A 13,364-nucleotide genomic window follows, 5' to 3' on the forward strand; every position below is an offset into this window, starting at 1 on the left:
GTGATTACTGCTACGGCGCGATCTCGACGAGAACCTGGTCGAACTCGACCGCCTCCCCGTTCCCGACGCAGATCCGGGCCACTGTTCCACCGATGTCGGCGGTCACCGGGTTCAGCAGCTTCATCGCCTCGATGATGCCGATCGTCGCACCCGCGTCGATGACGTTGCCGACCGCGACAAAAGGCTCCGCCCCCGGTTCGGGCGCATGATAGAAAGTCCCGACGATCGGTGCCGTAACAATGGCCACATCGGCATCCACGGTGTCCCCGCCGGCACCGTTCACAGCAGCGCCGTTGCTGTCGGCCGGGTTTCCGGTGGCCACCCCCGCGGCAGCCGTCTTCTCGACGGATCCGCTTTCGGTGGACGTGTTTCCGGCAGGCAGTGCCGGGACGAGCGAGGCAACCCGTTCGAGCTGCGCCGCGGCATCCACGCCGAACGCCAGCTGTGACCACTCGACCTCGATGGTGACGTCCCCGGAGCAGACCCGGATACGGCCGAGCTGGCCGGGCAGCTCCCCGGCCAACCGGGTCGCGTGCTCGTGCAGGGAGCGCAGGACGTGCTGGCGCTGGTCGATCGCGTTGGCCGGCCTCATACGGCCTTCTCCTCTTGTCGTTCGCGCGGCTGCGGCGGCGCGATGTGGGTTGGGGCGGCAACGGCCGCCTGGCCGAAGCGACGGAAGCGCGAGCGGCGGGCACGGATCAGTTGGGCCGCCGGCAGCGACACCAGCGGCCGCAGGGCCTCGAGCACCGCCTGGCGCAGCAGGTTGCCGGCGGCGAGGTGATCCGCCTGGGATCCGCCGAGCGGCTCGGGTACCACGGCGTCGACGATGCCCAGCCGCAGCAGCCACGGGGCGTTCAGGCCGAGCGCGCGGGCGGCCTCGGCCGCGGCCTGCGTGTCGTTCCAGAGGATCGACGAGCACGCCTCGGGGCTGATCACAGAGAACACGCCGTTCTCCGCTACCAGGACGCGGTCGGCGACGGCCAGCGCCAGCGCGCCACCGCTGCCGCCCTCGCCGGTGATCACCGCGATGACCGGCGTGGAAAGCGCGGACATCCGCTGGATAGCGTGCGCGATCGCGGACGCCTGCCCCCGCTCCTCGGCCTCCCGGCCGGGGTAGGCGCCGGGGGTGTCGATCAACGTCACCACGGGCAGGCCGAGGCGTGCCGCCAGCGACATCACCCGCATGGCCTTGCGGTAGCCCTCGGGCTGGGGCATGCCGAAGTTGTGCGCGACGAGATCCGTGGTCGAATGCCCCTTCTCGGTGCCGACCACGGCCACGGCGAGCCCGTCGATTTCCGCGATGCCCGCCACGACGGCGTTGCAGTCCCCGTACAGCCGGTCACCGCGCAGCTCGACGAAGGAGTCGAACGACCGGGCGAGGTAGTCCCGGACGGTGGGGCGGGCGCTGTCGCGGGCAAGCCGGACGGTCTCCCACGGATCCCGCTGGACCAGTCGCTCCGGGTCGGTGATGAGGACACCGGAGACGGCCAGCGCCGGAAGGTCGACCGGTTGGTCAGTCGACGGTTCGGTCGACGGATCAATTGACTCGTCGTCCAATCCGTCGCCCGATCCGTCGACCGAGGAGTCGATCGACGGATCGACTCCTCGGTCCGTCCGCCGTCCGACCGCGAGCAGCCGGGTCAGCACCGTCCGCAGGTCCGTCCGGTCGGCGACGATGTCGACCTGGCCCTTGCTGGCCAGAAAACCACTGCTCTGGAACTCGGCGGGCAGTTCCTGCCCGATGGTCTGCCGGATGACCCGAGGCCCGGCAAAACCCATCCGGCTGCCGGATTCGGCGACGATCACGTCCGTGTTGGTCGCGAACGACGCCGCCACCCCGCCGTAGGTCGGGTCGGTCACCAGACTGATGGACAGCAGGCCGTGTTCCCGGTGCCGTTCGATGGCAATACCGGTCTTGGCCATCTGCATCAACGACAGGCAGCCCTCCTGCATCCGGGCTCCGCCGGAGGTGGAAACGATGAGCAGGGGAAGCGCCTCGTCCACGGCGAGTTCCACCGCGAGCGTGATCATCTCGCCGACCGCCGAGCCGAGACTGCCGCCCAGAAAACGGAAGTCCATCACGGCCACGACGAGCCCGTGGCCACCGATGGCTCCGGTGCCGCACAGCACCGCTTCGGCCAGATCGGTCTCCTGTCGCGCCGCCTCCCAGCGCTGGGTGTACGGCCGGGTGTCGGTGAACCCGAGAATGTCGAAGTGCACGGGTTCGACCAGCAGCGGTTTGAAGCTTCCGGCGTCGAGGAGCTGCTCGATCCGCTGGGATGCGGTCAGCCGGTCGTGGTGGCCGCATTCGGGGCACACGAACAGGTTGCGAGCCAGCCGTTTGCCGTAGACGAGCGCGGTGCAGGATCCGCACCGGGTCCAGGAAACCGCGCTCGCCTCGGCGACCGCGGCCCTCACGCGGCCTCTCCGGCGGACTCGGTTTCATAGGTGTAGAAGCACTGCGCTATCGCGTCCTGCGGTGACCGCCAGGTCGACAGATAGGGCTGGATGTGGTGCGACAGGCGGTCGCTGACGCGCTTGAACTCCTCGTGACCACGCGCGTTGTCCACCGCCTGCCGGCCGTCCCCGGTCGTTTCCAGAAGATGGACATAGAGATCCCCGAGCGAATAGAGCGAACGGTGGGCGACTCCGGCGATCCGCGGAAGTCCGGTCGCGTCCGATTCCGCGAAAATTCGTGCGACATCCTTTTCAGCGCCGGGCGTGATTTTGGCAACAATCAAGGATCTGTGCATGTTGGTGTCCCCCTCCACCGAACGGGCCGGGAAAACCCCGGGACCGGGGCCGGCGGGGCCGCTGACCCATTCGCGGCAACAACGTTTCGGTCCAGACTGACCCCCTACCGAGAGTAAGGGCGCTCACACAGCGCGTCCACCGGTGCCGTCTGCGCGACCTTTCCGGAGATCGACCAGCCCTCCGCAGGACCCGGGCCTGCCGGCCCGGGAAGACCCGACCTGCCGGCTGCGGCAGTGGGCGCCCGGCGCGGGGAGCCGGCCTCGGGCTCGGGGAGCGGACGTCCTGGCTCAGGGAGTGAACGTCCGTAGCCGGTGGTCGAGCGCGGTGTGACGGCGCCCACCACTGACCGTGTGTACGGCCTGGCCGATGGCTCTGCGTGAGCCAACCAGGACCACCAGTTTGCGGGCCCGGGTGACCGCAGTGTAGAGAAGGTTACGCTGCAACATCATCCAGGCGCTGGTGGTGACCGGGATGACCACGGCCGGGTACTCGCTGCCCTGCGAACGGTGGATGGTCACGGCGTAGGCGTGGGCGAGTTCGTCCAGTTCGGTGAACTCGTAGTCGATGTCCTCGTCCTCGTCCGTGCGCACCGTGACCTTCTGCTCGTCGAGGTCGATGCCGGTGACCACCCCGAGGGTGCCGTTGAAGACGCCGCTGGCTCCCTTGTCGTAGTTGTTGCGGATCTGGGTGACCTTGTCGCCGACCCGGAAGATCCGGCCACCGACCCGGCGTTCGAGCGTGTCGGGACGCGCCGGGGTGAGCGCGTCCTGCAGCAGGGTGTTCAACGCGCCGGCGCCGGCCGGGCCGCGGTGCATCGGCGCGAGCACCTGCACGTCCCGGCGCGGATCGAACCCGAACTTCGCGGGAATCCGCCGGGCCACCACGTCCACGGTCATCGCCGCGGCGTCCTCGGCCTCGTCAGCGGAGAAAAAGAAGAAGTCCGCCAGGCCGCGCACCAGCGGGTAGTCGCCGGTGTTGATGCGGTGCGCGTTCGTGACCACCCCGGACTGCTGTGCCTGGCGGAAGACCTGGGTCAGCCGCACGTGCGGGACCGGCGTCCCCTGCGCCAGCAGGTCGCGCAGGACCTCGCCGGCTCCGACGGACGGGAGCTGGTCGACATCGCCGACCAGGAGCAGATGCGCCCCGGGCGCGACAGCCTTGGTGAGCTTGTTGGCGAGCAGCAGATCGAGCATGGACGCCTCGTCGACCACGACGAGGTCGGCGTCCAGAGGCCGATCGCGGTCGTAGGCGGCGTCCCCACCGGGGCGCAGCTCCAGTAGCCGGTGCACGGTGGAGGCGTCGTGCCCGGTCAGTTCGGTGAGCCGTTTGGCCGCGCGACCGGTGGGCGCGGCCAGCACGATCTTCGCGCCCTTGGCCTGGGCGAGCGTGACGACGGAGCGTACGGTGAAACTCTTGCCGCACCCCGGCCCGCCGGTGAGGACGGCGACCTTCTCGGTCAGGGCCAGCTTCACCGCGGCCTGCTGGGCGGGCGCGAGTTCGGTGTGCGTCCGCCCATGCAGCCAGGCCAGCGCCTTGTCCCAGTCGACGCCAGCGAACGCCGGCATCCGGTCGGCGGGCGTGCGCAACAGCCGCAGGAGCTGACCTGCCAGGGAAATCTCCGCGCGGTGGAAGGGAACCAGGTAGATCGCGGCAACGGGGGCGTCCGGATCCTCCCCGGGGATCTCCTCACGGACGACGCCCTCCTCGCCGACGAGCTCGGCCAGACATTCGATCACGGCGCCGGTGTCGACCTGCAGAATCTTGATCGCCTCGGCGATCAGCCGCTGTTCGGGCAGGAAACAGTTCCCGTCCCCGGTGGACTCCGACAATGTGAACACCAGCCCGGCCTTGATCCGCTGCGGGCTGTCATGCGGAATCCCGACGGCCTTGGCAATCGTGTCCGCGGTACGAAAACCGATGCCCCACACGTCGGTCGCCAACCGGTATGGTTCCGTGCGCACCACCTCGATCGAACGGTCGGCGTACTGCTTGTAGATCCGCACCGCCAACGACGTCGACACCCCGACGCCCTGGAGGAAAACCATCACCTCTTTGATGGACTTCTGTTCCTCCCATGCCACCGCGATCGCCTTCGTCCGTTTGGGTCCGAGTTTCGGGACCTCGATCAGCCGTTCGGGATGCTGCTCGATGACGTCCAGGGCGTCGATACCGAAATGCTCGACGATACGTTCGGCGAGCTTCGGCCCGATACCTTTGATCAGCCCGGAGCCGAGATACCGCCGGATACCCTGGACCGTCGCCGGGAGCACGGTCGTGTAGTCCTCGACGTGGAACTGCTTGCCATACTGTGGATGCGAGCCCCACCGCCCCCGCATCCGCAGCGACTCACCCGGCTGCGCGCCCAGCAGCGCACCCACCACCGTGATCAGATCACCGGAACGCCCCGCGTCCACGCGGGCGACGGTGTATCCCGTCTCCTCGTTGGCATAGGTGATCCGTTCCAGCACCGCGTCCAGCACCGACCCGTGAAACGGCTGCGCTGATGCCATATGAGTACCGATATCACGGACGGCTCGTGGTTTTACGGGAGGCTGTCCCGCCACCGATCGGCCTCGGTGATGAGCGCACGGGCCCAGGTATCCAGGATCTGCGTTCCGGTGTGGGCGGAGGAACCGGTGGGATCGCCCAGGACGCCGTTGGGGCTGACCGCGCGAAGGCCCGACTCCCGGAGCACGGGCAGGAGTTCGCCCAGCGGGCGCGTCACCCCGGGCTCGCCGCGGTCGAGCTTCACCGCCTGCCCGCGTAGGGCGAGCATCGCGGAGGTCTCGGTGCGGCCGGCGTGAGCGTCGTCGGCGGGTCCGCCGGGCAGCCAGGCGAGCACACGACGGCCCTCGTGCCGCAACCGGGCGACAGCGCGGCGCAGCGGTACGGCGTTGCCGCCGTGCCCGCAGACCAGCAGCACCCCGGCGAAGGCGTCGGCCGAGCGGACGAGCTCGACCAGGAGCAGTTCGACGGCCTGCTGCCCGATCGACAGGGTGCCGGGGAAGCCACTGTGCTCGCCGCTGGAACCGTAGGGCAGCGCCGGTGCCATCACCACCCAGGGGCGGGCACGGGCAAGCCGTTCGCACAGCGCGTCGGCGAGTTCGGTGTCCACTGTGAACGGCAGGTGCGGCCCGTGCTGCTCGGTCGCGCCCAGCGGGACGGCGAGGACGCTGGCGGCGGCGCGCTCGGCCACCTCGGGCCAGGTGAGATCCGCCAGTCGCCAGGGCCGCGAAGCGGCCACGGTGTCCGAAACGGCCACGGTATGCGAAACGGTCACGGTTGTTGCCTGCGAACCCTGGACCTGGACCGGCCGGGCCAGCCGGACAGGTCCGGCAGCAGCGGCGTGAGCGTGTGTCCGCGCACGGCACCCCACCAGACCCCGGCGCCGTAGGCCAGATCGTCGAGTATCCGCACCACCAGCCAGTGCGGCAGATCCACCGGTGGGCGCCTGCGGTACCAGCCGTGCAGGTGACGCCCCACCACCAGCGCCAGCAGCCACCTCCCCCGCCGGGTGCTCGCCAGCACCGGGACGGCCACCGGCCACCAGGTGCGGGTCACCGCGTCGGCGAGCAACCGGCCCGCGCCGAGATGACCCAGGACCGCCACCCGCAGCGCCTCGCCGGCGGGCACCCCGAGACGGCCCAACTTGCGCGGCAGCAACACCGTCGTGGTGGCCGCGACCGCGAGCCCGGTCCGCGGCCGGCCGGCGGCCACCGCCGCCCACGACAGCGCGCTCCACACCGACACCCTGACCGGTGTGACGGCGGTGCCGTGCCGGGCCGCCAGCGGCGCCGCCGACGTCCCGTAGTCGAAGCGCTGGCGCAGCCACGCCGTCCACCGGCCGCGGGGAGCGTGACCGACCCGCGACGCGGGCTCGTAGCGGACCTGTGCTCCCCCTCGCACCAGCCGCCACACGAAGTCCACGTCCTCGCCGAAGCGCATCCGCTCGTCGAAACCGTGCAGTTCCCGCAGGGCCGAGGTGCGCACCACGAGCGCGGCCGAGGGGACGTAGCTCACCCGGCTCGCCGGTCGCACCGGCGCCGCGGCGCCGCCGAGGTCCAGACAGGACTGCGTCTGCTCGTAGCGGGCCAGCAGCGACCGTCCGGGCAGGCTGGTCACCCGGGGAGCCACCGCGGCGACGTCAGGAGCGTCGAAGTGCGCCAGCAGCGGCTCCAGCCAGCCCGGCTCGGGCTTCACGTCGGCGTCCAGGAACGCCACCAGCTCGGTGCCCGCCCGCTGCCAGCCGGTGTTGCGCGCGGCGGCGGGGCCCCGGGGCAGCCGGTGACGGACCGCCGCCTGGGGCAGGGGTGTTACGGATCCGTCGTCCACGACGATCACCTCCGCCACTTCCCCCACCGCGCCGAGCAGCGTGTCCAGGGCGTCGGCGTGATCACGCACGGGCACGACGACCGTGACGTCCGACGGGCGCAGCCGGGGCCGTTCGTAGACCGGATGGGCGATCCCCCCTGTTACCAGCCGGGCCGCCAGCCGGCGCTGCGCCGGATCAGCCCCGACCGGCTGCCCGCGCATCCACTTCTCGACCAGCCGGGCGCCGGCCTCGGGCAGGCGCAGGACCCGCAGCGGGGAGCCACCGAGCAGCACCCGTCCCCCGGCCCACCGGCGCGTGCCGGGGTCGAGGACCAGGCGCAGCACGGAGTCCGTCACACAAGGATCCGCGCTACGGGGATCCGTCACGCAGGAGTCCGTACTGCGGGAATCCGTCATGCGGGAATCCGTCATGCGGTGAACCCGCCGTCGGCGTGCACCACGGTGCCGGTGATCGCCGACGAGCTCTCGCCGCACAGCCAGCACACGGTGGCGGCGATCTCCTCCGGTCGCAGGAGACGGTCGAGAAGCTGGTATCCGGCGAACTCGTCGACGTCCGGCAGATCGTAGAGGGCCGCGGTCGCCGCCAGCATGGCCGTGCTGGTCGAGCCCGGGGACACCGCGGTGGCCGTGACGCCGGTGCCCCGCAGGTCCGTCGCCAGCCCTCGCACCAGTCCTACGACGGCGTGCTTCGCGGCGTTGTAGGCGGCCAGATGCCACAGGCCGCGGTGGGCAGCCGCCGACGCCAGGGCGACGAACCGGCCGGAGCACGGCTGCGCACCGCGCAGCAGGGCGGGCACGGCCGTCCGGGCGAGGTTCAGCACCCCGCGCACCCCGATCTCGAACAGGACGTCCCATTCGGCGTCCGTGGTCTCCCACAGCGGACGGCCGCCGGCCATCACCGCGGCGGCGGCCACCGCGGCGTGCACTCCCCCGAACTCACGCTCGGCCAGCTCGACGGCCTCGGCCAGGGCCTGCACCTGGCGCACGTCGGCGACGACGTCGCGGACGGAGCCGGGCCACCGCTGCGCGAGCGCGCGCAGTTGCTCCCTGGTTCCCAGCGGGTAGTTCACGCCGGGCAGGTCGGCGCACACATCCACCGCGACGACCCGCCACCCTTGCGCGGCCAGCTGGTTCACCACGGCCGCGCCGATGCCGCGGGCCGCCCCGGTCACCACCGCCACCCGGCCGGTGGCCGGCGCTGCTGGGCTCGCCGCTGCTCCTCCGGCCGCCGCCGCGTCCCCGGCCGCTGCCGCTGCCGCTGCCGCTGCCGCTGCCGCGGTCACTGTCCTTCCCGCGGCCGGTAACCGTGCCCGTGGAGGCAGCCGGGTAGCCGATCAGACACGATCGGCATCCGGCACCTTCTGGACGCGCACCCGATACGCGCCAACCACTGACTGCCGCGGGCATCCCCGCGACATGGAATGCTCCTGTTCGACAACTGAGCCGCTGTGACCGCCGGCATGCATAACCACGCACAATATTGGCACCCAATGCCAAATGGAAGAGGCAATGCGGAACCAGCGAAGAGACGGCCTGCCCGGCGCATCCGGCGCATCCGGTGGTCGGGGTGGCCGCAACCCCATCACCACCCGTGCCGAGCTGGAACACCTCGCGTTCGAGCTCTTCGCCGAACGCGGCTTCGACAAGACGACCGTCGACGACATCGCCCGCGCCGCGGGCATCGGACGGCGGACGTTCTTCCGCTACTTCCCGTCCAAGAACGACATTGTCTGGGGAGGCTTCGACGAGGAGCTGACCCGACTGCACGCGAACCTGCAAACCTACCCGCCCACCGTCCCGCTGATGGATGCGGTCCGCCAGGCACTGATCGACTTCAACCGGGTCGACCCTGCCGAGGCCCCCTGGCACCGCCGGCGGATGCAGCTCATCCTGCACACACCTGCTCTGCAGGCGCACTCGACCCTGCGCTACGTCGCGTGGCGGCAGGTCCTCGCCGAGTTCGTCGGCAACCGTATCGGCCAGGCCGAACAGTCCCTGGCCCCGCAGGCGATCGCGTACGCCACCCTGGGCGTGGCGATCGCGGCCTACGAACAATGGCTGCGCCACGAAGACCTGGAGCTCACAGAACTGCTGGACGCCGCGATGCGGGAGCTGGCCGCCGGCTTCGCCGGTACGGTCGAAGGCCCTCCAGCCGCCCACGGCGGCTAATACGGTGACCACCCATGTCGGCCGGGTTCGGGCGGCATGATTCTTGTGACCTGGAGGTTGTTCCAGCAGCGTCAGAACCACAACGATCACAGCGCTGCCGGGAAACCCGGTGAAGGTATGTGGTCACCGCACCAGCGAGCCAAGGTAACGCGATGATGTTTTTCCGCGCTGCCGGCGGCCCAGGTCCCTATGGCGCTCCTGCGCGTGTGCCGGAACCGGAGCCGGGGCAGGGGAGCAGACGGCGAGGGACGAGATAATGCCTGCAGAGTGGCCGGATCGAACATGCGGATGGAGGTGCGGTGGCAGTCCTGTCCGGTCACATGTCCGGTCATGTCGTCGTCTGCGGGTTGACCAACCTGGGGTACCGGATCGCCGAACAGCTGCATGCGGCCGGGGTGCCGGTCGTCGTCGTCGAGGGACGGGACGTCACCGCGCTGCGCCGCCGTCTCCAACGGTGGGGGGTTCCGGTCCTGGCGGACTCCACGCACACGGGTGAGGCACTGCTCCAGGCGTCGGTCAGGGACGCGGCCGCGCTGATCGCCTGCCACGACACCGACCTGGACAATCTTGAGACGGCCCTGGTCGCCACCGAGATCGCGCCCGAGGTGCGGCTGGTCGTCCGGGTCGCCAACACCCAGCTCGGCGAGCAGCTCTCCGCGGCCCTGCCCACCACCCGGGTGCTGAACCTGGCGGAGAAGGCCGGTCACAGTTTCGTCGAGGCGTGCATCAGGTCCGACATCCAGCATGCCTTCCGCCTCGGCGGCGAGGTCTTCGCCGTGGTGGACGTCCCGGTCGGCTCGTCCGGAGCGTTCCGGCAGATCTTCGGCAACCTGACCCCGGTGGCGCTGCGCCGGCCGGGGGAACGGCTGGCCGAGGTGTGCCCGAACCGTGACACCCTGGTCGCGGCCGGCGACCACCTCGCTCTGCTGGGCAGGCTGGAGGACTTCGCCGACAACGGTGTGCGGGTGGTCAGCGCCGACGACGCCAATGCGCTGGCGGACCTGTCGGTGCGCCACGCCGGCCCGCTGACGGGCTGCGGCAGGCGTCGCCGCCCGCACGCCTGGATACGGGACGTCGCCGTGACCACGGCCGCCGAGTTCGACCGCCCGTTCCGGATCGCCTTCGGCGCCGTACTGATCATCATGACCCTCGGCACGCTGGTGCTCTCCCTGACCTACGCCGACAACGACCCCACCGCACCGGTTGACTTCGGCCCTCTCGACGCGCTCTACCTGACCGTGACCACTATGGTCACTGTCGGCTACGGTGACTTCAACTTCGGCGCCGCGGAAAACTGGCTACAGGCGTTCGGTATCGCCCTGATCCTGGTCGGAGCGTTGTCCATCGCGGTCGTGTACGCGTTCATCACCAACGTGATTATCAGCCGCCGGCTGGAGCGGGCGATCGGCCGGGGACGCGCCACCACCGCGCGTGGTCACGTCATCGTCTGCGGGCTCGGTTCGGTCGGGCTCGCGACCGTGGAGGGCCTGCTCGCCGCCGGGCGGGACGTCGTGATCGTCGAACGGGACGAGAACAACCGCTTTCTCTCGGTCATCCGGGACCTCAAGGTGCCGGTCGTGTTCGGTGACGCAACGGTCCGCGCGACCCTGATGGAGGCCGGCCTCGCCCGGGCGACCACGCTTGCCGCGCTGACCAGCGACGACGTGGCAAACCTGGAGACCGTCCTGTCCGCCCGGGAGGCATTCAACGATCTTCGCTCCGAACGCCGGCGACGGGGCCACCGGCGGCGCCGCCCGCCCGTCCCGACCGGAACCGGCGGACCGGGAACCAGCGCCGAAACCGGTTCCGGAGCCAATGCCGGTGCCGTAGGCGAGCCGGGGCTGCGGGTGGTGCTGCGCATCTTCGACACCACCCTCGCCGACGAGGCCGAGCGCAGGTTCGCCATCCACACCGCCCGCAGCGCGTCCGCCCTGGCCACACCGTGGTTCGTCGGCGCCGCCCTCGACTACGAAGTCGTCAGTACCTTCTACATCGACCGCGCGCCCTTCCTGGTCGCCCGGATCACCGTGGCCGCCGGCGGTGGCCTGGACGGCCCGACCCTGCAGGAGCTGTCGACCGGCACCCGGATGCTCGCGGTCGCCACGTCCTCTGAGCACGACGGCACGGCCGACCGCTCCCCGAACTACCGGCCGACCCGCCACACCCGGCTGCGGCCCGGTGACGAGGTGCTCGTGGTCGGCCCCACCGCGCAGATCATCGACACGGTCAGCAGAAACCAGGCGCCCCGCGTCCGATCATGACGGCATGTGCCACCTGCACGGCCAGGTTCAGCGCATCCAGGCACCCCCGCGTCCGGTCATGACGGCAGGCAGCCGTGACGACCGGCAACTGTCTGACCTGGCAGGGTCCGACCGGTGTGGGTGTCCGTCATGACGGCGGGGCCGGGAAACTCCCCCTGCGCGCGAACCGGACGCCGGCCTCCCGGGTGAACGTGCCGTCGACGCGCCGGATCTGCCAGGTGCCGGACGTGACACCGGGGTCGGTACCCCAGAACCCGTCGAGACCGACCGTGGTGCCGTTCCGGACGACCTGGAACCGTACCCAGCCGGAGCGGACCGGTGGGGCACCCAGCGGCCCCTCGGCCCAGCGGCCGTCGACCACGCCGTCACGTAGTGTGCCGGCTACCCGCCCGCTGTCGAGATCGTAGATCATCCTGAAGTTCGTGCCGTCCACCACCACGAAGTGGTCACGGTCGCCGGTGCCCCAGGTGCCGATCCAGTGGCCGTCAAGGGGACCGGCGGACAGGCTCGGCGACCCACTCGGCACGGTGTCCACCGGGTTCCCGGGGTTCGCCGGGTTCGCCGGGTTCGCCGCCTTCGGAGCACCCGCCCTGGTTGTCGTGGTCACCGTGGTCGCGGCGGCCAGGCCGGAACCACCGGGCTCATCCGAACCGGCGCCGGCAAGGAGCACCCCCACGCTGACGACCAGCGCGACAACCACGACCGCGGCGAGTGCGACGAGCGCGGACGGCCACCGACGCGCGCCCGCCGGCTCCGCACGGGCTGCCGGTGTCGGTGCCGCAGGTGGGTGCGCCGGCCACGGCGCGCCGAAGGGTGGCACACCGAGAACGCCGTGAGGAGATGGCGCGGGTGTGACGACCGGTCGCTGGTGGACGGGCATGCCGCCGCCCGGCACTCCCAGTAGCTGCAGGAGCTGCCCCACGGTGGGCCGCTGGGCCGGATCCTTGCGCAAGGCCGCGGACACCGCGTCGCGCAGAGGCGGATCCAGCGGCACCACGTCCGGTTCGCCGTGCACCACGCGATAGGCGATCGTGTGCGGCGGGCCGTTACCGAACGGAGCGCGACCGCTGGCCGCGAAGGCCATCACCCCGCCCCAGGCGAACACGTCCGAAGCCGGAGTCACGCCGTCGCCCGTGTGCTGCTCGGGTGCCATGTAACTGCCGGTTCCCAGCACCATGCCGGTCGCCGTCAGTCCGGCGGGCGTCTCCAGCGACCGGGCGATCCCGAAATCGATCACCCGGGGGCCCATCCGGGACAGCAGGACGTTGCCCGGCTTGAGGTCACGGTGGACGAGCCCCACCCCGTGGATCGCGGACAGTGCGGTGGCCATCGCGACCGCGAGCTGGTCGAGCTCGGCCTTGCGCAACGGACCGCCGGAGCGGACTGCCTCGGTCAGTGTGGGGCCGTCGATGTACTCGGTCACCAAGTACGGCGGCTGCGCGGTGACGTCGACGTCGAGAACCTCCGCGGTGCAGAACCGGGGCACCCGGCGGGCATGCTCACCCTCGTGACGGAAGCGGAGCAGGAACTCCTCGTCCCGGGCGTAACGGGAGGCCACCACCTTCACCGCGACCAGCCGACCGTCGGGCGCCTGCCCGAGATGGACCACCCCCATGCCGCCCTCACCCAGGCGGCCCAACACCCGGTACGCGCCGATGTACTGCGGATCCCCCGGCATCGGCCGTACCCCGGCCGGTAACCGCGGCGAGGCGCTCCCATCCTCACGGGAGGCTCCATCCGTCTGGGCGCCGCCCTGCGCGTAGGGTGCTCCATCCGTGTACGGGACGCCGAGCTCCTCCCCCCGACCGTTCATCACGGCATCGTCCCACCCCGGGACCACGATCCCCG

The 13,364-nt window shown here is 70.8% G+C and carries 10 protein-coding genes; 2 read left to right on the forward strand and 8 right to left on the reverse strand.

Features of this window, described 5'->3' with window-relative positions:
- Positions 1-10 precede the first annotated feature (10 nt).
- From CV1CTNOD_RS14905 to CV1CTNOD_RS14935, 7 genes are all read right to left on the reverse strand, one after another.
- A complete protein-coding gene (locus tag CV1CTNOD_RS14905; RefSeq protein WP_131786690.1) occupies positions 11-592 on the reverse strand; it encodes an acetyl-CoA carboxylase biotin carboxyl carrier protein in 582 nt (193 codons plus the stop codon).
- Positions 589-2,418 carry an acetyl-CoA carboxylase, carboxyltransferase subunit beta gene (accD, locus tag CV1CTNOD_RS14910; RefSeq protein ID WP_131786691.1) on the reverse strand — a complete coding sequence of 610 codons (1,830 nt, stop codon included), beginning with the start codon at positions 2,416-2,418 and terminating at the stop codon, positions 589-591. Before accD ends, CV1CTNOD_RS14905 begins: the two co-directional genes overlap by 4 nt.
- Positions 2,415-2,753: a TcmI family type II polyketide cyclase gene (locus tag CV1CTNOD_RS14915; RefSeq protein WP_131786692.1), complete on the reverse strand. Its 339-nt coding sequence runs from the start codon at positions 2,751-2,753 to the stop codon at positions 2,415-2,417. The genes accD and CV1CTNOD_RS14915 overlap by 4 nt, the downstream gene beginning before the upstream one ends.
- A gap of 288 nt (positions 2,754-3,041) precedes the next feature.
- The gene (gene recD2 / locus CV1CTNOD_RS14920; protein WP_131786693.1) at positions 3,042-5,264 is read right to left on the reverse strand and encodes an SF1B family DNA helicase RecD2; all 2,223 of its coding nucleotides are present in this window, start codon (positions 5,262-5,264) and stop codon (positions 3,042-3,044) included.
- Between the two features lie 32 nt (positions 5,265-5,296).
- Positions 5,297-6,034 carry a mycofactocin biosynthesis peptidyl-dipeptidase MftE gene (mftE, locus tag CV1CTNOD_RS14925; protein ID WP_242606705.1) on the reverse strand — a complete coding sequence of 246 codons (738 nt, stop codon included), beginning with the start codon at positions 6,032-6,034 and terminating at the stop codon, positions 5,297-5,299.
- Complete coding sequence (gene mftF, locus CV1CTNOD_RS14930; protein WP_207386458.1) at positions 6,031-7,422, reverse strand: mycofactocin biosynthesis glycosyltransferase MftF; 1,392 nt, start codon at positions 7,420-7,422, stop codon at positions 6,031-6,033. The genes mftE and mftF overlap by 4 nt, the downstream gene beginning before the upstream one ends.
- A 71-nt stretch (positions 7,423-7,493) precedes the next feature.
- Positions 7,494-8,267: a mycofactocin-coupled SDR family oxidoreductase gene (locus CV1CTNOD_RS14935; protein WP_131786699.1), complete on the reverse strand. Its 774-nt coding sequence runs from the start codon at positions 8,265-8,267 to the stop codon at positions 7,494-7,496.
- Positions 8,268-8,595: 328 nt separating this feature from the next.
- Here CV1CTNOD_RS14935 and mftR point away from each other — a divergent pair, with 328 nt between their 5' ends.
- A complete protein-coding gene (mftR, locus tag CV1CTNOD_RS14940; protein WP_131786695.1) occupies positions 8,596-9,255 on the forward strand; it encodes a mycofactocin system transcriptional regulator in 660 nt (219 codons plus the stop codon).
- A 299-nt stretch (positions 9,256-9,554) separates the two neighbouring features.
- Positions 9,555-11,516, forward strand: coding sequence for a potassium channel family protein (locus tag CV1CTNOD_RS14945; RefSeq protein WP_347402941.1), 1,962 nt, complete (start codon positions 9,555-9,557; stop codon positions 11,514-11,516).
- A 127-nt stretch (positions 11,517-11,643) separates the two neighbouring features.
- Here CV1CTNOD_RS14945 and CV1CTNOD_RS14950 read toward each other — a convergent pair.
- Positions 11,644-13,364: serine/threonine-protein kinase (locus CV1CTNOD_RS14950; protein WP_207386459.1), on the reverse strand; the 1,721-nt coding region annotated here is incomplete at its 5' end.

The organism is Protofrankia symbiont of Coriaria ruscifolia, from assembly GCF_900634745.1.
GTDB lineage: Bacteria > Actinomycetota > Actinomycetes > Frankiales > Frankiaceae > Protofrankia > Protofrankia californiensis.

What these genes read in the sequence shown, in the direction of transcription:
- CV1CTNOD_RS14915 (WP_131786692.1), bottom strand. Translation starts at nt 2,753, where the DNA reads ATGCACAGATCCTTGATTGTTGCCAAAATCACGCCCGGCGCTGAAAAG.
- CV1CTNOD_RS14905 (WP_131786690.1), bottom strand. Translation starts at nt 592, where the DNA reads ATGAGGCCGGCCAACGCGATCGACCAGCGCCAGCACGTCCTGCGCTCC.
- recD2 (WP_131786693.1), bottom strand. Translation starts at nt 5,264, where the DNA reads ATGGCATCAGCGCAGCCGTTTCACGGGTCGGTGCTGGACGCGGTGCTG.
- mftR (WP_131786695.1), top strand. Translation starts at nt 8,596, where the DNA reads ATGCGGAACCAGCGAAGAGACGGCCTGCCCGGCGCATCCGGCGCATCC.